Annotated in this window: 10 protein-coding genes and 1 pseudogene; 10 read left to right on the top strand and 1 reads right to left on the bottom strand. The window is 71.5% G+C overall.

The window, feature by feature from the left end; translation table 11 throughout:
* Window positions 1-32 precede the first annotated feature (32 nt).
* The 9 genes and pseudogenes from ACIOHC_RS34640 to ACIOHC_RS34600 all read left to right on the top strand — a co-directional run bounded on the left by ACIOHC_RS34640 (window position 33) and on the right by ACIOHC_RS34600 (window position 16,090).
* Entirely contained in the window at window positions 33-635 is a 603-nt protein-coding gene (locus ACIOHC_RS34640) for a hypothetical protein (RefSeq protein WP_365691279.1), read from the top strand.
* A gap of 140 nt (window positions 636-775) precedes the next feature.
* Complete coding sequence (locus ACIOHC_RS34635) at window positions 776-5,386, top strand: cation-translocating P-type ATPase (protein WP_365691277.1); 4,611 nt, start codon at window positions 776-778, stop codon at window positions 5,384-5,386.
* 239 nt (window positions 5,387-5,625) lie between these two features.
* Window positions 5,626-6,384 carry a hypothetical protein gene (locus ACIOHC_RS34630; protein WP_365691276.1) on the top strand — a complete coding sequence of 253 codons (759 nt, stop codon included), beginning with the start codon at window positions 5,626-5,628 and terminating at the stop codon, window positions 6,382-6,384.
* A 214-nt stretch (window positions 6,385-6,598) separates the two neighbouring features.
* Window positions 6,599-8,112, top strand: a pseudogene (locus ACIOHC_RS34625) (carboxylesterase/lipase family protein).
* Between the two features lie 658 nt (window positions 8,113-8,770).
* A complete protein-coding gene (locus ACIOHC_RS34620; protein ID WP_351081735.1) occupies window positions 8,771-9,292 on the top strand; it encodes a hypothetical protein in 522 nt (173 codons plus the stop codon).
* On the top strand, window positions 9,262-10,686 hold the full coding sequence (locus tag ACIOHC_RS34615; RefSeq protein ID WP_401845442.1) for a hypothetical protein: 1,425 nt from the start codon (window positions 9,262-9,264) through the stop codon (window positions 10,684-10,686). The genes ACIOHC_RS34620 and ACIOHC_RS34615 overlap by 31 nt, the downstream gene beginning before the upstream one ends.
* On the top strand, window positions 10,683-12,056 hold the full coding sequence (locus ACIOHC_RS34610; protein ID WP_365691273.1) for a VWA domain-containing protein: 1,374 nt from the start codon (window positions 10,683-10,685) through the stop codon (window positions 12,054-12,056). Before ACIOHC_RS34615 ends, ACIOHC_RS34610 begins: the two co-directional genes overlap by 4 nt.
* A 99-nt stretch (window positions 12,057-12,155) precedes the next feature.
* Complete coding sequence (locus ACIOHC_RS34605; protein ID WP_401845393.1) at window positions 12,156-13,280, top strand: AAA family ATPase; 1,125 nt, start codon at window positions 12,156-12,158, stop codon at window positions 13,278-13,280.
* Window positions 13,277-16,090, top strand: coding sequence for a hypothetical protein (locus tag ACIOHC_RS34600; protein WP_401845390.1), 2,814 nt, complete (start codon window positions 13,277-13,279; stop codon window positions 16,088-16,090). The genes ACIOHC_RS34605 and ACIOHC_RS34600 overlap by 4 nt, the downstream gene beginning before the upstream one ends.
* A gap of 128 nt (window positions 16,091-16,218) precedes the next feature.
* On the opposite strand, the gene ACIOHC_RS34595 is transcribed toward ACIOHC_RS34600, so the two are convergent.
* Window positions 16,219-17,463, bottom strand: coding sequence for a hypothetical protein (locus ACIOHC_RS34595; protein ID WP_351081787.1), 1,245 nt, complete (start codon window positions 17,461-17,463; stop codon window positions 16,219-16,221).
* 473 nt (window positions 17,464-17,936) lie between these two features.
* On the opposite strand from ACIOHC_RS34595, the gene ACIOHC_RS34590 reads away from it, so the two are divergent.
* Window positions 17,937-20,717, top strand: a complete 2,781-nt coding sequence (locus tag ACIOHC_RS34590) for an SdrD B-like domain-containing protein (RefSeq protein WP_401845387.1) — start codon at window positions 17,937-17,939, stop codon at window positions 20,715-20,717.
* The last annotated feature ends 4 nt before the right edge of the window (window positions 20,718-20,721 follow it).

Raw genomic sequence — 20,721 nt, 5'->3', positions numbered from 1 at the left:
TGCCTCGCCTGTCCTACGGAGGGAGATCGACCATGACTGGCAGTTCCCATGCGCACGGCTCAGGGGACACGAAGGCGCGGCATCCCGTTCAGGAGACGCTGGCGCACCCCATGCAGATGGCGACGACGGCGGTGGAGAGGGTTCCCGGTGCCGACCGGGCCAAGGAGTTCGTCGACGGTGTGCTGGACTCCGTCGGGATCGTCTCGCCCCACGCACGGCGCGTCGCGGCGTACGCCGGTGCCGGGCTGCTCGGTGTGGTCGGTGTGGTCGAATGGCCGGTGGCCGCGGCGGGCGCCGCCGCCGTGTGGCTCACGCAGCAGCGTCCCAAGGACGCCGCGGCGGTCCGGACGGCCGGCGAGAGCCGTGCCGAGGGGGCGTCGACGAAACGCACCGCCAAGTCGGCCAAGGCGTCGACTGCAACCCGCAAGGCGAAGGCCCCCGCCGGCAAGGCGAAGTCCCGTCCCGGCAAGGCGAAGTCCCGTCCTGGTAAGGCCGGTTCGGTGACGGCGAAGACCCGTGCGCCCAAGTCTGCGAGCACCACGAGCACGGCCAAGGCCCGCTCGTCCGGGCGGACCGCCAAGAGCGCCGCGGCCGGAACCTCGCGCACCGGGGCGGGTGCGCGGAAGAAGACCTGACGCCGGCCCTCCGCCCGCTCCGACGCCGAACACCGCGACGACCGGCCGGCGCGGCCACCGCCCGCTCGACGACCCCGCTCGACCGTTCCGACGACCGTCCGTTGCCCCCGGCCCGTACGGCAGGCCCGCGAAGGTGAGACATGCTGCTCCGCTTACTGACCGGGCTGCCCGCCGTGGTCGTTCAGAACGCCCTGGCGGCCCCCGTCGGGGCCGCGCGCCGGATCGCCCCGCCGGCCACCGGCACGGCCCAAATGGCCGCCGAACTCGTGAGCACCGGTGCGCGTGGCGTCGTGAGCGGGGCGGCGGCGGTGTCGGCGACCGCGCTGCGGGTCGGCAGGGTCGCCCGCAACGCCATCACTCCTCGGACCGGTCACTGGCGTGCCGGGTCCCGCATGCACCTCGCGCTGCGGCGGCACCCGGAGGCGAGGGAACCCGCCGTGGAGCAGGTCGGAGCCGTTTGCGAGAAGGTGGCCGTCGAGCTGGCCGAACACCCCGATGTGCTGGTCGCCTACTGGGACAGCGGCCTGGAACGGTTGGTCGTGCAGACCACCGAGGGCGCGGTCGGTGAGCAGTTGGTGGACCAGGTGTCCGAAATCGCCGCCCGGCACGGGCTGATGCGCGTCGACGACCAGGCACTGGAGCACACGCACCCGGGTGCGGCCGGGGGTGTGCGCGCCAATGCCATCGCCGTGGCCTGCGATGCGGCGGGCATCGCCACGGCCCTCGTGGCGAGGGCGGCCTTTTTGGGGACCGTGCCGGAGATCGTCGTGGCCGCGGCCGTCGTCATGCGGGAAGACTCCCGGGTACGGGCGGTCCTGAGCCGCGCACTGGGTCCGGATCCGGCCGACCTGGTGCTCGCCGCGGCCCATGCGGCCGCCTGCGGGATCGGGCAGTCCCCGAGCCCGCTGCTGCTCGACGCGGGCTTGCGGATCGCCCAGTTGACGGAGTCCGTCGCCCAGCTCGCGGCGTTCGACGCGGTGCACGACACGCTGTGCGTGCCGGGCAGGCCCACGGTGGGCGGAGACGACACCGTGCGTCCGCCGCTGCGTTCGTGCCCCGGCGAGGACTACGCCGACGCCGCGATCAACGGAATGCTGGGCGGGGCCGTCACCGCGCTCCTGTTCACCCGCAGCCTCGACGGGGCGGCGGAGACCGTCCTCGCGGGTTCGCCCAAGGCCGCGCGCTACGGCCCGGCGGCCTTCACCGCGGCGCTCGGCAGTGTCCTGGCACGCGAGGACGTGCTGGTCCGCAGCCCGGAGCGGCTGCGTCGGCTGGAGCTCGTGGACACCGTCGTCCTGCATCCCGGAGCGTTGCGCAGCATCCGGCCCACCGTGCTGGAGGTCCATCCCAGCAGGACCGGGTGGGATCACCGCCGGCTGTGGCGGGAGGCCACCGCGGCCCTGAGCTCGCCCGAAGACGGAGCGGCGGCGTCCCGGACCAGGAAGCCGGGAATCGGCCTGCGCCCGGTGCCCGACGGGGCGGCGTCGGACGCCGAACCGCAGGACACGGGCCTGATGATCGCGTCGGTGCGCGGCATCGACGTCGGTACGGTCCTGGTCGGCCGGGAGCTCGACCCGATGGCCGAGGCCGTGCTGGACGCGGCGCGCCGGGCCGGCCTGCACGTCGTCGTTCCGGACGACCACTCGCTCGGCGAGTTCGGGACCCTGGCCGACCAACTCGTCCCTTCCGGGGTTCCGTTGACCGAGGTGGTGGCCGGTCTGCGCAACGGCGGGCGGACAGTCCTGACGGTGGCGCGCGTACCGGCCGACCGGAGGGCGGCGGAAGGGGCGCCGACCGACGCGGCCCGCGACGTGCTCGAAGGGCTGCTCGGCAGCGACATCGCCGTGGCCGTCGCCGACGAGCGCGGCGCCGTCGTCTGGGGCGCGGACGTGCTGCCCCTGCGCGGTCTGGAGGGCGCGTGGCGGTTGCTGTCCGCCGTGCCTGCGGCGCGGGCGGCCGGTCGACGGGCCAAGTTCCTCGCCGAGGCGGGTGCCACGCTCTCCGAACTCCTGGTGCTCACCCGGGGGGCCCGGACCCAGCCGGTCCCCTTCCCGCTCGAACTGCGGATCAGTCCGGTCAGCATCGCCGCCGCCGCGGCTTTGGTGTCCGGCTGGTGCGGCGCTCTGGGGGCCGCTTCCGGTGCGCCCCCACACCCCGGGCCGCGGGTGCCGTGGCACGCTCTGCACCCGGAGGAGGTCATGGCCCGGCTGGCGAGGGCGCCGCGGGCCGCGCCCACCGCATGGGCGGTGGTGCGAGGCCGGACGGGCCACGCACTGAACGCCGCGGCCGCTCACCCGGTCCTCGCGCCGGCCAGGGTCGGCGCGCGTCTGGCGGGCGCCACCTGGGCCGAACTCGACGACCCGTTCACCCCCGTCCTGCTGATCGGTGCCACCGCGTCCGCGCTGCTGGGGTCCGCGGTGGACGCGTTCCTCGTCGTCGGAGCCGTCACGGGGAACGCACTGGTCGGCGGAGTACAGCGGCTGCGCGCCGAGAGGGCGCTGGCCGAACTCGCCACCGGGCAGAGGCGCACGGCCCGCCGCCTGTCCGACGTGTCGGCGGACGAGCCGTCCGTCGTCGAGGCCGGACGACTGGCACCCGGCGAGGTGATCGAGCTGCGCACCAACGACGTCGTGCCGGCCGACGCACGTCTGCTGGAGGTCAGCGGCTTCGAGGTCGACGAGTCCTCGTTGACCGGCGAGTCGCTGCCCGCGCACAAACAGGTGGCGCCCGTGGCGGAGGCATCCGTGGCGGACCGCAGCTCCATGGCATTCGAAGGCACCACGGTGGTGGCCGGGCGCGCCCGCGCCGTGGTGGTGGGTACCGGCGACCAGACCGAGGCCGGCCGCGCTGCGTCCCTCGCCGCCCGGGTCCCCGCCTCGGCGGGGGTCCAGGCGCGGCTGCACCAGCTGACCCGCCGGGCGTTGCCCCTCACCCTCGCCGGCGGCGCCGCGGTGGCGGGTCTGTCCCTGCTGCGCGGCCGCCCGGTGCGCACCGCGCTCCAGGGCGGGCTGGCGGTCGCGGTGGCCGCCGTCCCCGAAGGCATGCCCCTGGTGGCGACGGTGGCGCAGATGGCCGCGGCGCGGCGGCTCAGCAGGCTGGGAGTCCTGGTCCGCACGCCGCGCAGTCTGGAGGCCCTGGGGCGCGTGGACACCATGTGCTTCGACAAGACCGGGACCCTCACCGAGAACCGGTTGCGGGTCGTCCGCCTGCTCACCGCCACCGGCGCCGAGCACCCGCCGTCCGGCCCGGAGGCGGAACAGATCCTTCGCATCGCCGCCCGGGCCTGCCCGCGCGTAGCCGAGCAGCCGGGCGTCCACGCCCACGCCACCGACGAGGCCGTCCTGGCGGCTGCCCCGCGCGAGACCGGGTGGACCGTCGTGCGGGCCCAGCCCTTCGAGGCGAGCCGGGGCTACGCGGCCGCCGTCGGAAGGGAAACGGACGGCGGGGACACCCTGGTCGTCAAGGGAGCTCCCGAGGTCATGCTGTCGTGCTGTCCCGACGCGGATCCGGCAACCGTCGACAGGGCGCGCGCCCTTGCCGCCCGGGGCCTGCGGCTGCTGGCCGTCGCCCGGCGCCACCTGGCGGCCGAGGAGGCGGCCGAGGCACTGGAGAAGCCGCTCGAACTGCTGGAGCTCGTCGGGTTCGTGGCGCTCGCCGACCGTCCTCGTGCCAGTTCGGCCCCGCTCGTGGCCGGTCTCGGCGACGTCGGCGTACGACCCGTCATGCTCACCGGCGACCACCCGGAAACCGCCCGTTCCGTGGCGGTGGCCCTGGGCTGGCCGTCGGACGTGACGGTCGTCACCGGCGACGAACTGGCCACGCTCGACCGGGCGGGGCGAGCGCGTCTGCTCCGGGATTGTGGCGTCGTGGCTCGCGTCGCACCCGAGCAGAAGCTGCTGGTGGTCGAGGCTCTCCGGGAGTCGGGACGCGTCGTGGGCATGGTCGGAGACGGCGCCAACGACGCCGCCGCCATCCGCGCCGCCGATGTCGGGGTCGGCATCGCGGCGCGTGGGTCGGCCGCCGCGCGCAATGCCGCCGACCTCGTGATCACCAACGACGAGCTGTCGGTTCTCATCGATGCCATCGGCGAGGGCCGTGCCCTGTGGCGCAGCGTGGCCGACGCGATCAGCATCCTGCTCGGCGGGAACGCCGGCGAGGTCGGCTTCTCCGTGCTGGGCACCCTGCTGTCCGGTACCTCGCCGCTGTCGACGCGTCAGCTGCTGCTGGTCAACCTGCTCACCGACATGTTCCCGGCGATGGCGGTCGCGGTCACCCCCCACGATCCGGAACCCCCCGGTGAGTCCACCGCAGTCCTCGACGTCCCCGTGGGCCTCGCCGTCCTCGGTCCGCCGCTGACCCGCCAGATCCTTCATCGCGGCCTGATCACCGGAGTCGGTGCGACCGTCGCATGGCTGCTCGGCGCCCTCACCCCGGGCTCGGTCCGGCGCACCAGCACGATGGCCCTGTGCGGTGTGGTCGGAGCCCAGCTCACCCAGACCGTCGTCGGACGCCGCCACAGCCCGCTGGTGCTGGTCACCGTCCTCGGCACGGCCGCCGTGCTCATCACCCTCGTCCAGACGCCGGGTGTCAGCCACTTCTTCGGGTGTACGCCTCTGGGACCGTTGGCGTGGACAGGCGTGGCCGTCGCCGTCGGCGCGGCCGCCTGCGGGCCTCGTGCACTGCCGCACGCCGACCGGCTGCTGTCCGACCTCGCCTCGTGGGTCCGTCCCGTGGTGCGGTTCGTCCGCTGAGGACTGTCCGCGTACCGCAGTTGCCCGGCCGGCGCCGGAAACACCGCCGCCAAAGGCGGTGGAGTCTGTCGACAGCCGAGTGATTCGACTGTCGCTGATCTCGCGACCGGTGCCCGGGCCGTCGCAAGCGGCCGGGAGAGAGGGCGACTGCCGTGACGATGGTGAACGACACCCGGTAGAATTGTGATCTTCGGCTGGCGGAAGCCACCCGGAGTCCCCCTGAGGCTGCGCCGACAACGATGAACCTCGACGACACTCCCGCACGGCTCCGACTCGACCGTGCTCTGGAACGCTTGGACGTCACCTTTCGCGGGTCGACCGCCCGCAGCGACGAGACCCAGTGTGACTGTCACTGGGGCAGTGACGAAGAGCTTGCGCAACTGAAGGTCCCGGACGTGGTGCTCGACCCGGACCTTCTGCGTCGCACCTGGGATGCCCCCGACTGGAACGACCACGGCTCGGTGCTGCGACGTATCCTGCCTCAATTCGCCAGGGCGCTGGTCAGTGGCCTCGTGGAGCCCATGTTCGGCATGTACGAGGTCGGACGTTCGTTCGCTCGCGGCCACTGGCGGCAGTGGTCCACGCACCAGAGCGCGGCGGTCCGGGAGTTCCTGCACGCCTGGTGGGCTCGCACCCTCGCCGAATCGGATCCCGCCGTCCCCGTGCATGAGGTCCTCGCGCTGTGCGCCGAGGCATCCGGCACGCTCAGCCCCTGGCTCAACACCTGGGAGGCACTCGAACACCGCGTTGCCGACCGGCACCTGGCCGAAGCGGCTGCCCACTGGGAGTACGACCTGTTGGGTGATCAACTTCCATGGGAGGCGTGGGAGAACGCAGACGCCCTGCGCGCCGAGCTCGCGGCGTGGTTGGTCCGTCGCGCCCCTGCGCGGCTTCGAGCCCAGGATGTTTCCGAGGAACTGCTTCACCGGATACGGCTCATCGGACTCACCGGCCCTGCCCGTTGGGAGGACCCGCACTGGCCCGACCACCGCTACTGAACCGGCTTCGCCGCGCGGCCTTCGTTGCATCGGCTGATCGGACGAGCCCACCACCACGACGGGGAATCCGGAGAGCTTCAGCCCGTCACTGATTGACATCACAAGTGTGTCAATCGGTCGAATTCCGGTGTTGGTGCTGGACTCTGCCTCCCTGGCAGGCTGGGAGCCGTGTTCGACGGAATGCTCGCATTGATGTCGCTCCGAGCAGCCGACCATGTCCGTGTGGTGGAGGAAGACCGTGGATGTCCGCACAACGAAGGACGGATTGGTCAGGGGCCGTCGGCCGGCCCCCGAAATCGTGGCATTCCTCGGTATTCCCTATGCTGCCGCGCCCTTTGGGGCCAACCGCTTCAGAGAGCCGCGTCCGGTTCGGGCGTGGGAGGGTGTCCGTGAGTGCCAGGACTTCGGACCGGTGGCCCCGCACTCCGCGCGGCTGCCAGGAGCGCCGTTCCGGTCGCCCGGCGAGGAGGACATCCTCACGCTCAACGTCTGGGCTTCGGCATCCCACAACGGGCTGTCGCCGGTTCTGGTCTGGATCCACGGTGGTGCCTACACCTTCGGCTCTTCCGCGCAGCCCGACTTCGACGGCACCGCCCTGGCCGGCGCCGGGCTGGTGGTGGTGACCTTCAACTACCGGCTCGGTTTTGAAGGCTTCGGTCACGTCCCGCCCGGTGCCGAGCCGCCGTACCCGGAGAACCGGGGCCTGCTCGACCAGATCGCCGCGTTGCAGTGGGTACGCGAGAACATCGCCGCCTTCGGTGGCGACCCGGCCAACGTCACGGTGGCGGGGCAGTCCTCCGGGGCGGCTTCGGCTGCCTGCCTGATGGTGATGGACCGGCACGCGGGTTGTTCCGCCGCGTCATCGCCCACAGTGCCGTCGGCCCGTGCTGCACACTGGAACTCGCAGCCGAGACAACCCGCAGGGTTGCTGCGGCGGCCGGCATCCCCGCCACCTCCACGTGCCTGAGGTCCGCGACCCCGCACGCATTGGTCGTGGCTTCCGATCGTGTGGTCGACAGCTGCCGGCAGGATCCGGGTTCCGGGCCCCGCCACTACAACCCTGTCATCTACGGTCCGGTCGTCGACGGAGACATCCTGCCCAGCGACCCCCTGTCCGCGATGGCAGCCGGAGCCTCGGAGACGGGGGTGGACCTTCTGGTGTCCCACACCAGTCAGGAGTACTGGTTGATGGACGCCGTCGGCAGCAGTGCGAAGGTCACCACCGACGAACAACTGACCGTCTTCGCACGGGACTTCCGCCTCCCCGATGACCTGGTACAGGGCTACCGGGACCTGATGCCCGATGCCCCGGTCCTCGACATCCATCTTGCGATCCTCGGCGACCTGCTGTTCAGCGAATACACCAGTCGGCTGGCAGAGCGGCACGCTCAGGCCGGTGGTCGAGCGTTCACATCCTGCTTCGCCCGCCACCGCGAGGGCCCCGAGGGAGTGGTACGCGCCTGGCACTGCGCCGACATCCCCTTTGCCTTCGGCAACCTCACCCTCAAAAGCGTCGAGTTCCTCATCGGAGGTCCACCCGATGCCGCAGACCATGAGCTGTCCCGGCGCATGGTGGGCGCGTGGGTCGGCTTCGCAACCACTGGTGAACCCGGATGGGCCCCCTTCAACGGCCCGACGACAACTCCCCATGTCTGGGACACTGCAGACAGCCCCGCCGAAGCACACAACACCGCGGCCCGTGCCCTGTGGCGCGGCCTGGATATCTGACCCCTTGGGCCCTGAACCGAAAGTCGGGTTCGCAGGCGCCGAGGGAAGCGGCACAGCCACATGCGGGGTTCGGAGCCGGTGCCCGCTCCCGCTTCGGCCGGACGATCTGCCGCCCCCTGCACGGCGGATCACACCTCACGTGCCGGACGCGCAGGCACCGCGCGCGAGAGGGCCCGGCACGGGTCGGTCGCGTGCGCCAGGTGGCGGAGGGGGCTCGAACGGGTCCAGGCCGATCACGTCGTGGTCCGGCACAATGGATCGACACGGATGTACTCGGCGCTCCCGGTGAACCCGTGGACCGGTGGCGGGGCGGCCCTGGCCGGCCCTGGGAACCCTTCGGCCCCGCGGCTCCGGAACGGCCCGGACGGTTGCCCCTGCGTGGATCCGCAGTATCCCCGCCGGGAACGGCCGCTCCGGATCGGGATGCTGCACCCGGTGGCCTTGCCCCGGGTCACGTTGTCCCCGGCCGAGTGCGCATGAGCCCGACAGTCCCTGGGCCTCGGCCGCGGAAGTGGCGGCCTCGGCAGGGGCTCTGAGCTGCCGGGTTCATCGGGTTTCGCCGGGTCGTCGCCACGCTGCGCCCGAAGCCGTTGTCAGTGGGCGGGGATAGGTTCGTTCATGTTCCGCCGCGACGGCGCGAACACCCCCTTTTTTTGACATGCATAGGAGAGATGCGTTGACGGTCTGGGAGAGGGCGAGCACGGTGCGGGTGGTATCGCCTGCGCGGCCGCGGAAACTTGCCAAGGTACCGTTCGTGGAGCTGGCTGACGGGCGGCTGCAAGGCGTGGTGTCCAGCGGGTCCGACATAGGACGTGTGTACGTGTCCTCGATCGCGGCCGGAACATACGCGTTCGCGTGCAGCACCAACAACAACCGCCCCTGCGGCGGCGCGCGCGGCACCTTCTGCAACCACATCCGCGCGCTCGTCGGCGAGGCCGTCCTCCAGTACGGCGCCGGGCGCGTCGCCCGGTATCTGAAGGCCGAGACACCCGACGGGGAGCTCGACGGCCCCGGGCTCGTCTCGATGATGACCGCCACGCGCCCCGCGCAGGGCGACACTTCGGCCGCCGCCCCGGTCTTCAGCCGGTTCCTGCGGCACCTGGCCTACCTCGAACTGGAGCCCGTCACCGCACCGTTGCCCGAGATGCACTGGTTCCCGCCGACGAGGGCGGTGGCCTGATGCGTACGGACCTGCTCTTCGACCCCGTCGACGGGCTCGACGAGGCACTCGCGGCCGTGGACGCCTTCGACGGCGTACTCGTCGACGGGCTCCTCCGCCCGCAGCCCACGCAGGTCGCAGGCCTGACCGCGATCGCGGACGCCCTCTCGGGCACTCCGCTGGCCTCGCGGGTCGTCGAGGCGGCCGAGAAGGCCGCGGCCGGTGCCGCCGCCGAGGACCACTTCGTCGTGCTCGCCGCCGCCCGCACCGCACTCATGGGCTCCGTCCACGACGCGCTGACGGCCCGCGTCGGGGACGTCACCGGGCGGCCGCGCGCCGAGGAGACCGCCCCCGCCGTCGACCGGGAGGAGCACGGCGCGAACGTGCTCGCCGCCGCCCGCGCCTGGCTGTGCGACCTCGCCCGCGCCGGCTGGCACGGTATCGACCACGAACTGATAGCCGGTGCTGCGCCCGTGGTCTCCGCGATGCTGTCCGACCCGCTGCTGCGGCGGCAGGCGACACTGTTCGACGGCTTCGCCGCCGAACTCGCCGCGTCCTGCCCGGGGGCCGCCCTGGAGCGCGTTGCGGAGCGCCGCTGGGCCGACCTGTGGTCGCGCGCGCTGCTCCTGACCCTGGCGGGCGCCGCCCGCACACCGGCCACGTCCCCCGCGACCGGCCGCCTGCTGCCGCTCGGCGTCGACATGCAGGAACACGCGACCGCCGTGCAGGCCCAGGTCCACGCGGTGTTCGAGCCCGCCGACGGCACGGCACCGCGCCTGGTGCGGGCCTCGGTGTCCGCGCCCAAGCCCGACACCGTCGTCGGTGCCGGACTGTGGCAGCTGCTCCGCCCGCGCATGTCGCTTCTCGCCGCCGTGGGCGAGGGCCGCTCCATGGAGCTCGACGCCATGCCCCTCACCCCCGAGGGAGACCTCGTCTGGGACGACGAGCGGGCCCGCGCGGGCGAGGCCGCCGACCCGTTCGCGACGGCGCGGGTGATCCTCTCCACCGCGACCGATCCCGTCACCGCCCCGCTGGACCGCCATCCGGCCCGGATCGCCATACCCGTCCTGCTGGAGGGATACGCGGCCGAGCGGGAGGACGACGGGCCGCTGGCGTTCGGACTCACCGGGCACCGGCTGGCCGTCGACACCGACCGCGCGCCGACCGCGGGCCCGCTCACCCCGGAGGCCGTCGCCGCCTCCGGCGCATGCGTGGGACTGCTGCGCTGGGACGCCGGGGAGTTCGTCCTCCAGCCGGTGGCCGTCGAGACGACCGTGCGGAGAAGGACCGTCGCCGTCCACGCGGGCGCGTGGGCCGGTGGCACCACCGACAAGGCCGGAGCACGGGCCGAGAAAGCGGCCACCGACTCCGTCGCCGTCCTGCGTGAACGCGCCGGAAGGCTGCTGCGGAAATGACCGATCACACCCCTGGGAGCGGCCCCGGTTCCGCTGCCCCGCCGCCTGCCGAGCCGGCCCCCGACGACAACCGCCGGCAGGTCCTGTACTGGCGCCTCCTGGCCCGGCTCTTCGACCACGAGGAGCAGAGCGCGCTGGAAGCGGCGAGCCTCGCCGTGGTGGAGGACATCGGCCTGCCGTCCGCACTGCTGGACCCGGGCACGGCCGTCGACTCCGTCGTTCAGCGCCACCCGGAGCTGGCCGATGAATTCGACGGCCTGATGACCCCGGAGCCCGAAGCGGACGGCGTGCGCGACCGTGCCGCCGAGGTGCGGCGCGCCGCGCTCGCGTCGAAGCTGCTGCTCAACGTGTTCGCCACCGGTTCCGGCACGGTCACCGCCGGCCAACTGGCCCGCTGGCAGTCCGACGCGAGCTGGCTCGAACGCGCGCTGGGCAGCCCACCCGGCGAACGATCAGCCGGGGCGGGCATCGGCGGCAACGGCCTGGGGCCCGAGCTCGGCGCCATCGAGGCCGATCTGGTGCACCGCATGCACCTGCGCGAGGTACTGGCCGACCCGGCACTGGCCGCCCGGCTCACCCCGAGCATGTCCCTGATCGAGCAACTGCTGCGCGACAAGGGCAACCTCTCCGGTGTCGCGCTGGCCAACGCCAAGTCCCTCATCCGGCGTTACGTGGACCAGGTCGCGGAGGTGCTGCGCACACAGGTGGAGAAGGCCACGGTCGGTGAGCTGGACCGCTCGGTCCCGCCCAAGCGCGTCTTCCGGAACCTCGACCTCGACCGCACCATCTGGAAGAACCTCACCAACTGGAGCCCGCAGGAGGAGCAGCTCTACGTCGACCGCCTCTACTACCGGCACACCGTCCGCCGGACCACGCCGCAGCGGCTGATCGTCGTCGTCGACCAGTCGGGCTCCATGGTCGACTCCATGGTCAACTGCACCATTCTGGCCTCGATCTTCGCCGGGCTGCCGAAGGTGGACGTCCACCTCATCGCGTACGACACCCGAGCGATCGACCTCACCCCCTGGGTGCACGATCCGTTCGACGTACTGCTGCGCACCAATCTCGGCGGCGGCAACGACGGGCCGGTGGCCATGGCCATGGCCCGGCCGAAGATCGCCGAACCGAAGAACACCGTCATGGTGTGGATCTCGGACTTCTACGAGTTCGACCGTTCCCAGCCGCTGTTCGAGGGCATCGAGGCGGTCCACCGGTCCGGGGTGAGATTCATCCCCGTCGGCTCGGTGACCAGCTCCGGACGACAGGAGGTCAATCCTTGGTTCCGCGAGCGGTTCAAGGCGCTCGGCACCCCGGTGGTCTCCGGCCACATCAACAAGCTCGTGCACGAACTCAAGACGTTCCTCACCTGAGACGACCCACGGCCCGGTCGTCCGCCGTCCCTGTCGAAGGGGTGGTCGCCCGCCGGCCCCCGCATCGCCACCCGTGACCTGCCCAGAAAGGCCCTTCCCGTGTCCGACCTGCTGCGCGCCCCCGCCGAGATCAAGTACGCCGAGGAACTCGACTGGCTGGAGTCGATCGACGACAACCCCAAGCCGTTCTCCTGGCGCCTGTCCCCGAAGATGGTCCGCCTGTTCATCCTCGGTTCCGAGCGCGCCGACGGCCTCGATCGCGAGGTGTCGCAGAAGTGGTTCGGCGACCGGAGCTTCGTCGAGCGGTCCATCGTCACCCTCGCCTCCGACCGGGGCCTGCTGCTGATCGGCGACCCCGGCACGGGCAAGAGCTGGCTGGCCGAGCTTCTCTCGGCCGCGATCTGCCGCAACTCCACCCTGGTGGTCCAGGGCACGGCCGGCACCACCGAGGACCACATCAAGTACTCCTGGAACGTGTCCATGGTCATCGCCAAGGGGCAGTCGCGCGAGTCCATGATCGCCTCGCCGATCATGACCGCGATGGAGGCCGGCGTCATCGGCCGTTTCGAGGAGCTGACCCGCTCCACCAGCGACGTGCAGGACGCGCTGATCTCGATCCTCTCCGAGAAGTACATCTCCGTCCCCGAGCTGCAGAGCGACGGCGATGGCGACAACATCGTCTTCGCCAAGCCCGGATTCTCGATCATCGCCACCGCCAACAGCCGTGACCGGGGCGTCAACGACCTCTCCTCCGCACTCAAGCGCCGCTTCAACTTCGTCCGCATCCCGGTGGTGACGAACAAGAAGAGCGAGGCCGAGATCGTCCGCTTCCGCACCGAGGAACTGCTGCGCCGTCACGAGATCGAGCTGGAGGTGCCGCCCACCCTCCTCGACGTCCTCCTGCAGAGCTTCGCCGATCTGCGCGCCTCGGCCGCCGCGGCCGGCAGCGACGACGAGAAGCTGGAGTCCGCGCTGTCCACCGCCGAACAGATCGGTGTGCTGGAGGACGCCGTCCTGCACAGCAACTTCTTCGGCGAGAGCACCCTGACCGCCGGCAATCTCGCCGCCTCACTGGTCGGTTCCCTCGCCCGGCGCGAGCCAGAGGACCTGGCCATTCTCAACAAGTACCTGCACGGCGTCGTCGAGCCGCGCGGCAAGGAGGAGGGCGGCTCCTGGCCCGAGTTCCTGGAGGGCGGCCGTGAAGCGATCGCGAAGCTGTCATGAGCAAGGCCCCCGAGAACCGCGCGGCCGCCGCGACCACCTTCGCCTCCCTGCGCGGTCAACTGCACGAGGCAGCAGCCCGGTTCGCCGACGGCCCCGAAGCCCTGGAGGGCATCCTGCTGGGCATGGTCGACGACGTCGACCGCGCGGTGGGTGAATCACTGGAGATCTTCCCCGTCTGCCACCACTCACCCGCCTCGGCGCTCGCCATGGCCCGCCGACTGCGCGAGAAGCAGCCAGAAGTCGTCTATCTGGAGCTGTGCGAGGACATGGCGCCGCTCCTCACCGAGCTGCGCAACTGCCGGCTGCCGGTGGCGGTGCAGGCGTTCGCGAGCGAGATCGACGGCTTCCCCGCCGAGTGGGCCCCTCTGTCGGTCGTCGCACCGATCACGGAGGCATCCGCCGAGTACCAGGCCATCGCCTACGCACTGGACACACCGGGCGTCGAACTCGTCCTCGTGGACCGCTCCTGCGACCACGTCTTCCAGTGGGACACCCGTCACGAGCAGGCGGGGGATCCGACCGGCGACGACACGACGGGCCCCGACACCGAGCCCGCCGAGGCCGCGCTGCACGGCGAGGCCGTCGGCGTCGAGATCGGTGACCTGCGCCCGCGCTTCGCCGAACTGGAGGAACATCTGCTGCGCCACGGGAAGGTGCGGCACTGGTCGGAATGGTGGCACCAGTACGTCGAAATACCGCTCGGCGACAGCGACCACGACACCTACCGCCAGGTCATGTTCCTCATCGGCAGCCTGTTCCGGCGGCTCGCCCCCGGCGACGGGGAGCGTGTGCGTGTGGACGAGGACCGCGAGCGGTACATGTGGACCCGCATGCGCGAGCACCTGACCACGACCGGCACCGACCCGGCGGACTGCCTGTACGTCTGCGGTGCCTTCCACGCGGCCAGCCGGGTCGAGGAGTTCGGCGTGCACGGCGCCGACGGCTTCACGATCTCCCCGCGCACCGCCACGCGATGGCAGTACGGCCTGATCCCGTCCAGCCACGCCGCGATCGAGGCGCAGTTCGGCCTCGCCTCCGGCTCGGTGTCGATCGCCGCGACGCAGTGGGCGAAGAACCTCAAGCGCACCCGGGTGAAGCCGTACCGCCTGCAGGGACAGGCCGGTACGAAGAAGCAACGCCCCACGAAGGCCGTGGCGCCCCCCGCCGCCGTCGCACCCGCCGCGGCGGAGGACCAGCTCTCCGGCTTCCTGAGCCGGCCACCGGTCCTCGACACCCTGGACGAGGCCGAACTGCTCGGCTGGTCCGTGGACATCACCCGAGCCGCGCGCCGCAACGGCTATCTCGCCTCGACCGCCGACGCCATCGCCGTGTTCGAGACGTCGATCCTGCTCGCCGGCATGAGAGACCGGGCCAAGCCGACGCCGTACGACTTCCAGGACGCGGCGATCACCTGCATCGAGAAGGACACCGTCCCCGGACGGCGGGACGTACGCCGCCTCGTCGAGATCATGATGGGCGGCGACCGCATCGGCCAGGTCGGCTACGACGCGCTGCCCCCCCTCGCCCGCGACGTGCACGACCGGCTGGCACCACTGGAGTTGAACCTCCAGCAGCGCGGGGTGCGCCGGGCCCTGCTGGACATGGCGTCCCACCCGGAGCTCCGGGCCTGCTCGGACGTGCTCTGGATGCTGCGCAGGCTGATGCCCGTCGGCGCCGCACGGCCCATCATGGGGGAGCGGCGACTGGGGGAGCGGTCGATCCAGGAGTCCTGGGACCTGTCGCTCGGCACCCACCAGCGGGCGCTCATCGAAATCGGCTACGAGGGCGTGAGTCTTGAGCAGGTGCTGGAGCAGAGGCTCCGCCGCACCGCGTACGGGCCGCAGGCGACGACGGCGGACGTGCTGGCCGCGGTCGAGGACGCGACGCTCCACCTGGCCGGCCGACGCCTCGCCGACGATCTGGGCACACGCGCACTCGAGGTCCTTGCGGCCGAGCGCACCGTCGACGGGGCACCCGAGGTGCTGCGCCGGGTACGCGGACTGCTGGCGTACTACCGCACCAACGAACCCGTCCTGCCTCCGTGGATCGAGTCCTTCGTCAAGGCCGGGTACGCGCACTACTGCACCCTGCTGCCGATGGCATTCACCGACGAGGACGCCACCGTCCGCCAGGTGGCGGCGATGCTGGGCTTCCTGTTCAGCATGGAGAGCCTCGCGCTCTCGCTGGGCTGCGACCGGACCCAGCTGGAACTGGCCGTCGCCCAGTCGCATCCGCAGGACCCGGCGAAGACGGCCCTGCTGTGGGCGGCGCAGGTACAGCTCGGCACGCTCTCCCGGGAGCAGTTGCGGACCCGCTGCGACGAACTACTGGCCAACCCGCTGGTGGTGCCCTTCTACCCGCACTACCTCAGCGGCTTCGTGCACGCACTGGAGCCGGTGCCGGGTCTGGCGGACATGGTGGTGGAGGCGGTGTCGAACGCGTTCGGCCGACTTCCGGACGCCGTGTTGCTGCCATGGCTGCCGGTCCTGATCACCACGCTCCGGTCGAACGCCACGGAGCTCGCCCCACTGCTGATCCGCGAGGCCGGGCGGATCTTCCCGGCACGGCTCGCGGCGTTGGACACCTGGCTGCCGCCGTGGCGGCAGCGACCGGCGGAGGCCCCGGCCGTCCGCGCCACCGATGGCGTGTCGTTGCTCCCTGCCCACCCTGCGACCTGTGACGCACTGGCGGACCTGCTGGGCTGCGCGGACGGATGGGCCCCGCCCGCCCAGGCTCCCGGCACTGTGACCCTGATAGCCCGCCACCCCGCCCCAGCACAAGCACTGGCGGCCCTGCTCACGGGTCCGTGACACCGGCATCGGCCGCCGGTACATCGCGTCCCGGCGGCCATGCCTGAGGTTGGCGGCAACGGGTGCGGGGCCGTCGACGCGCTGCTCGCGCTCGTCCCCGAATACGTTCGGCCCCCGGGAGGGCCCGGTCATCGCCCGTTCAAGGGGGGAACGGCCCCCTCCCGGCTGGATGCTTCCGTACGTCGGGCCATTGCCGGGGGCATGGTGTGCAGCAGTTCCAGTCGGCGCTGGGTGGCTTCGACCGCTCCGGGGCGCCGGCCAGGTACCCGGCGGCGCAATGAGACCAGGGGCGGGCCGAGTTCGCGGGCCTGCTGCGGGTCTCGAAGTTCCTGCCATTGGTGGTGGGCGCGGTCCACGGCGGCTTCTACGGCGGGGTCGTCCGGAGGCTGCTGCCGAGCGAGGCGGGCGTTGGCGGCAGCCATCCACAGTGCGCAGCTGCGTGCCGGATCGTCGGCCAGACGGGCGAGGTCGGCGCGGACCTCGGTCCAGTGCGTGCTCTGCACGGAACCTGCGCCGTAGGTGCGCAGGGCCCACCCCTCCCATATGGCTGCGAGCGATGCGGCCTCGCCGTGCCGCCCGGCGTGGGCGGCGGCAAAGATCGCAGGCAACGGGTCCTCTTCGGTCGCCCCGGTGTTCTCCGATACCGGAGCAGGCACTATCGGAACAGGTGCAGGCTCCTGGAGTGGACGCTTCGGAACCGGCACGGCCGATGCCGCGGGGGCGGGGACGGTTGTGCGGTCGACGGCCAGGAACAGTGCGTCGTCTGGGCCGGACTCGGCGGCGGCCTGTTCGTGGAGCTGGGCGAGTGGTGGGTTCATGCCGCTGCGCCAGGTGGCAGCGAGGGCCTTCAGGTAGGCCGGTTCTGTGATTTGGCGGCGGGGTGGCGGCGGGGCGATCCGGCCGTATACGCGGATCCCGTGGCCGAGAGCGAGGCCCTCCGTACGGAGCTGCTGCCAGGCGTCCGGGGTGGCGACCAGGTCGATGACGACGGTGGTGGTGCCCGGCCGGCGCGGTTCGAGCTCGCCGGCCAGCCAGTGCCAGGGCAATGCGGTGTAGCGCAGGGTCGTCGGCGTGGTCCGGGCGAGTGCGAGGTGGATCAGGTGCTGCTTGTGGTCGAGGTGGAGTTGTCCGGTCATGTAGAGGGAGAGCGGGCCGGGTGCGGCGGCCGCGGCGCGGATGCGGGTGAGGACGGTCTGAGGGTCGGCCGGGTCGGTGAGTTCGACGACGGTGGCTGCCGTCGTGCCGGTCAGGATGCTGGGCGGGACAGCCGCGAGCGTGGACAGGACGCTGGTCGCGTCGATGAGACAGCCCTTGCCGGCCGGGGCAGCCGCGATCACCAGCGCCGTCCCGGATGCCGTGCCCCTGTTGATCATCACAACTGCACCGTAGCGGCTGCCCGGCCTGTGCATGTAACCAGTCGTCCAGGGACCACCGGGACCCAGGCCGGGCCGTGGCGACTCGGCTGCTCCCATCGCGTCTGCTTCATGGACCGCGATCAATGGGCCACGGTCGGGCTGTACGTCGCCATGAACCGCGGGTCACAGAGCGGCAGTTCGTCCGGGTGCGGTTGCCCCCTTCGTCGCGGCGGCGCAAGTGGCCGGACGACCGACGGGTCCACAACGGGAACCCGGTGCGACAGGAGCGTGAGTCTCGCCCGCCATCTCGCCGCCCCGTCCGCGATGTGCTCGGAGGTCGTTGCACGAAAGTTCGGCGGAGGACGAGTTCGCCATTCTGCCACGATCTTGCCCAAAGCCCTTCTAAGATCGCTGGCAAGGCGGTTCTCCGCATCTCTATGTACTCCCCCATGAGCAGGGCGTCAGGCCCTTCTGAACGCTGAGAGCAGGAGATGACATCTACGAATGAACAAGCGAAGGGAGCCGCGCCCGAGCCGCGTCGGCGACGGCCGGGCATGCTCGGTCGCCGCACCGCCGGCTGCATGGCCGCGCTCGCCTTGGGAATCGGTAGCGGCTCGTTAGCCGCGGCGCCTGCGGCGCACTCGCAGGCGGGGGACGGATCGGTGACGGTCCGGGTGATCCGGGCGGTGGACAACAGTGGCGTGTGGAAACCCGCGCTGGAACCCGGCATCGCGGGCGTCAAGGTGACCCTCACCGACGACGCCGGGGCCGGCGTCGAGGGGGTCACGGCGGCCGACGGGACCGTGACACTGACTCCGGCGGCGGGCGAGGCGGCCGGCGGCAAGTACCGGGTGCAGGTGGTGAATCCGAAGCCGGATGTGCTGTTCCCGGCCTTCGCCTCGCGCCAGGGGCTGGACGGTGCGCCCAACCAGTTGAGCAGCAATGAGGAGTTCGTCGATCTCTCCGACGGGAAGAGCGTGGCGTACACCACCGGGCTGTGGAGCCCGGGTGACTACTGCCAGAAGAACGCACCGCTGGTGACGACCTGTCAGCCCGCCACGCGCGAGGGCGGGACCCAGCGCACGCTGGTCTCCTTCCCGTACGACGCGCGCGGCCAGGACGGCGTCGACGTCGACGTCACGGACATCGCCACCAATGCCGAGACCGGCACGCTGTTCGGCATCGCGTGGAACAAGGCCGACAAGCGGGTGTTCTCCTCGGCGGTGGCCAAGCGCACCACGGACTACGGTCCGGGTGGCGCCGGGGGAATCTACGTGACCGACCTCACGCAGAAGAAGACCACGCTGTTCACCGTCGTCCCGGACGCGGGGACTACGGCGCACGGGTCGGGTACCGACGACGCCTTCCTTGCCGTACCGGGCAAGGAAAGCCTGGGCGGCATCAAGATCACCGATGACGGCAAGGACCTGTTCGTCGTCAACCTCAACAACCGCAAGCTCTACCGCTACGACGCCACGGTGGCGACCGCGGCGGCGCCCAAGGCCGTCTACGCCATCCCGGACCCGGGCTGTCCGGCGGCCGGGGACTGGCGCCCCTTCGGCCTCGGCCTGCAGGACGGCGTCGGCTACCTCGGCGGCGTGTGCTCCGGCGAGTCCACCGGGAAGCTCTCGGACCTGCGCGCGGTGGTCGTGCCCTTCGACCTCGCCACCGGAGCGTTCCGCAAGGCGGTGCTGGACCAGCCGCTGGACTACCCTCGTCAGTCCACCGTTGGCAGTGGCCCATGCGACGGCGCGGGCTGGTTCCCCTGGACCAACACCTTCCCGACCTCCCAGAACGGACAGGCCTGCCAGAGCTATCTGGCCCAACCCGAACCGGAGTTGGGCGAGATCGGATTCGAGGCCGACGGCTCCATGCTGCTGGCCTTCCGCGACCGCTTCGGCGACCGCGCCCCGGCCGGTCCCACGCCCAACACACCCGCCAACGTCCTGTCAGGCGGTGACCTGGACAAGGCATGCCTGGCGGGCGGGGTGTATGTGATGGACACCAACAACGGCTGCGGGCTTTCCCCCCGGGGAACCCGCTTCTTCGACAACAGCCGAATGGGCTCCCACCACAACGCGGCCTTCGCGGGCATGGCGCTCTCCAAGGTCGAGAACACCATCGCAACCTCCGGCTTCGACCCCAACAGCACCGCCTTCGGGTACGGCACCTCCTTCGTCCAGCGCGACGGCAAGCAGGACCCGAAGGGCGGCCTGCGCCTCAACCCGCCCGGGACCGTGGCCCCGTTCGGCAAGGGCGCCTCGATGGGCGACCTGGAAGTGCTCTGCGACCAGGCCCCGCTCCAGATCGGCAACCGGGTCTGGTACGACCCCGAGCGCAAGGGCATCCAGAACCCGGGTCAGCGGCCGGTCGTGGGCGCGACCGTCAACCTGTACGACGAGTCGGGCAAGCTCGTGGGAACGACCGAGACGACGGCGCGTGGCGAGTACTACTTCGACGACTCCAATGTCACCGGCGGCCTGAAGCCGAGGACCAAGTACACCATCCGCCTCGACGAACCGGCCGACTACGCCAAGGGCGGCCCGCTTTACCAGTGGGTGCCAACGGACGCGGATGTCGGCGACAACCACTTCATCGACTCCAAGGGAATCGTCCCGCGCGACGCGAAGTTCCCGGAGAGGGCGCTGACCACCGGCGGGCCCGGGGAGAATGACCACACCTACGACTTCGGTTTCCGGCAACAGGAAGGCGTGCTGCGCCTGGTCAAGCACGACCAGGACGGCAAGCCGCTGGCGAAGGCGAAGTTCCAGCTGTGGAAGGAGACGAATGGTTCCGACGGCTTGCAGGCCACCGGGACGGAGCCGGACACGCCGGTCGACAAGCCCTGTCTGACCGGGACCGACGGCATCTGCCAGGGCGCGGGCGCGCCGGGGACGTACTACTGGCAGGAGGTCAGCCCGCCAGAAGGGTACGCCGTACCCGACGTAGCGGTGTTCGGGCCGCTGGTACTGACCTCCGACAACCTCGACGAGGGGGTCTCGGTGACCGCGGTCAACGAGCGGCTGCCCGGCCCCACTCCGACGCCGACACCGACGACGCCGGCACCGGACACACCGGGCAAACCGGGTTCGCCGGGGGCTCCGGGCGCCCCGGGTGTACCGGGTGCACCGGGCCACGCGTCCAACTCGGGCCTGGCGTCCACCGGCATGAGCCAGGCGGTTCTGCTGGCCCTGGCCGGCTGCGCCGCGCTCACCGTCCTCGGCGGGGCTCTGGTCGTACTGATGCGCAGGCGTAGGGCACAGCACCGCTAGCCCC

Source organism: Streptomyces sp. NPDC088252 (assembly GCF_044740965.1).
Classification (GTDB): domain Bacteria; phylum Actinomycetota; class Actinomycetes; order Streptomycetales; family Streptomycetaceae; genus Streptomyces.
The sequence above is the reverse complement of the archived record's forward strand: the minus strand, read 5'-3'. Positions and strand labels throughout refer to the sequence as shown.

Excerpts from the sequence above, each read along its gene's own strand:
- ACIOHC_RS34640 (WP_365691279.1), top strand. The coding sequence starts at position 33 with ATGACTGGCAGTTCCCATGCGCACGGCTCAGGGGACACGAAGGCGCGG.
- ACIOHC_RS34635 (WP_365691277.1), top strand. The coding sequence starts at position 776 with ATGCTGCTCCGCTTACTGACCGGGCTGCCCGCCGTGGTCGTTCAGAAC.
- ACIOHC_RS34630 (WP_365691276.1), top strand. The coding sequence starts at position 5,626 with ATGAACCTCGACGACACTCCCGCACGGCTCCGACTCGACCGTGCTCTG.
- ACIOHC_RS34620 (WP_351081735.1), top strand. The coding sequence starts at position 8,771 with ATGCATAGGAGAGATGCGTTGACGGTCTGGGAGAGGGCGAGCACGGTG.
- ACIOHC_RS34610 (WP_365691273.1), top strand. The coding sequence starts at position 10,683 with ATGACCGATCACACCCCTGGGAGCGGCCCCGGTTCCGCTGCCCCGCCG.
- ACIOHC_RS34600 (WP_401845390.1), top strand. The coding sequence starts at position 13,277 with ATGAGCAAGGCCCCCGAGAACCGCGCGGCCGCCGCGACCACCTTCGCC.
- ACIOHC_RS34595 (WP_351081787.1), bottom strand. The coding sequence starts at position 17,463 with ATGATCAACAGGGGCACGGCATCCGGGACGGCGCTGGTGATCGCGGCT.
- ACIOHC_RS34590 (WP_401845387.1), top strand. The coding sequence starts at position 17,937 with ATGACATCTACGAATGAACAAGCGAAGGGAGCCGCGCCCGAGCCGCGT.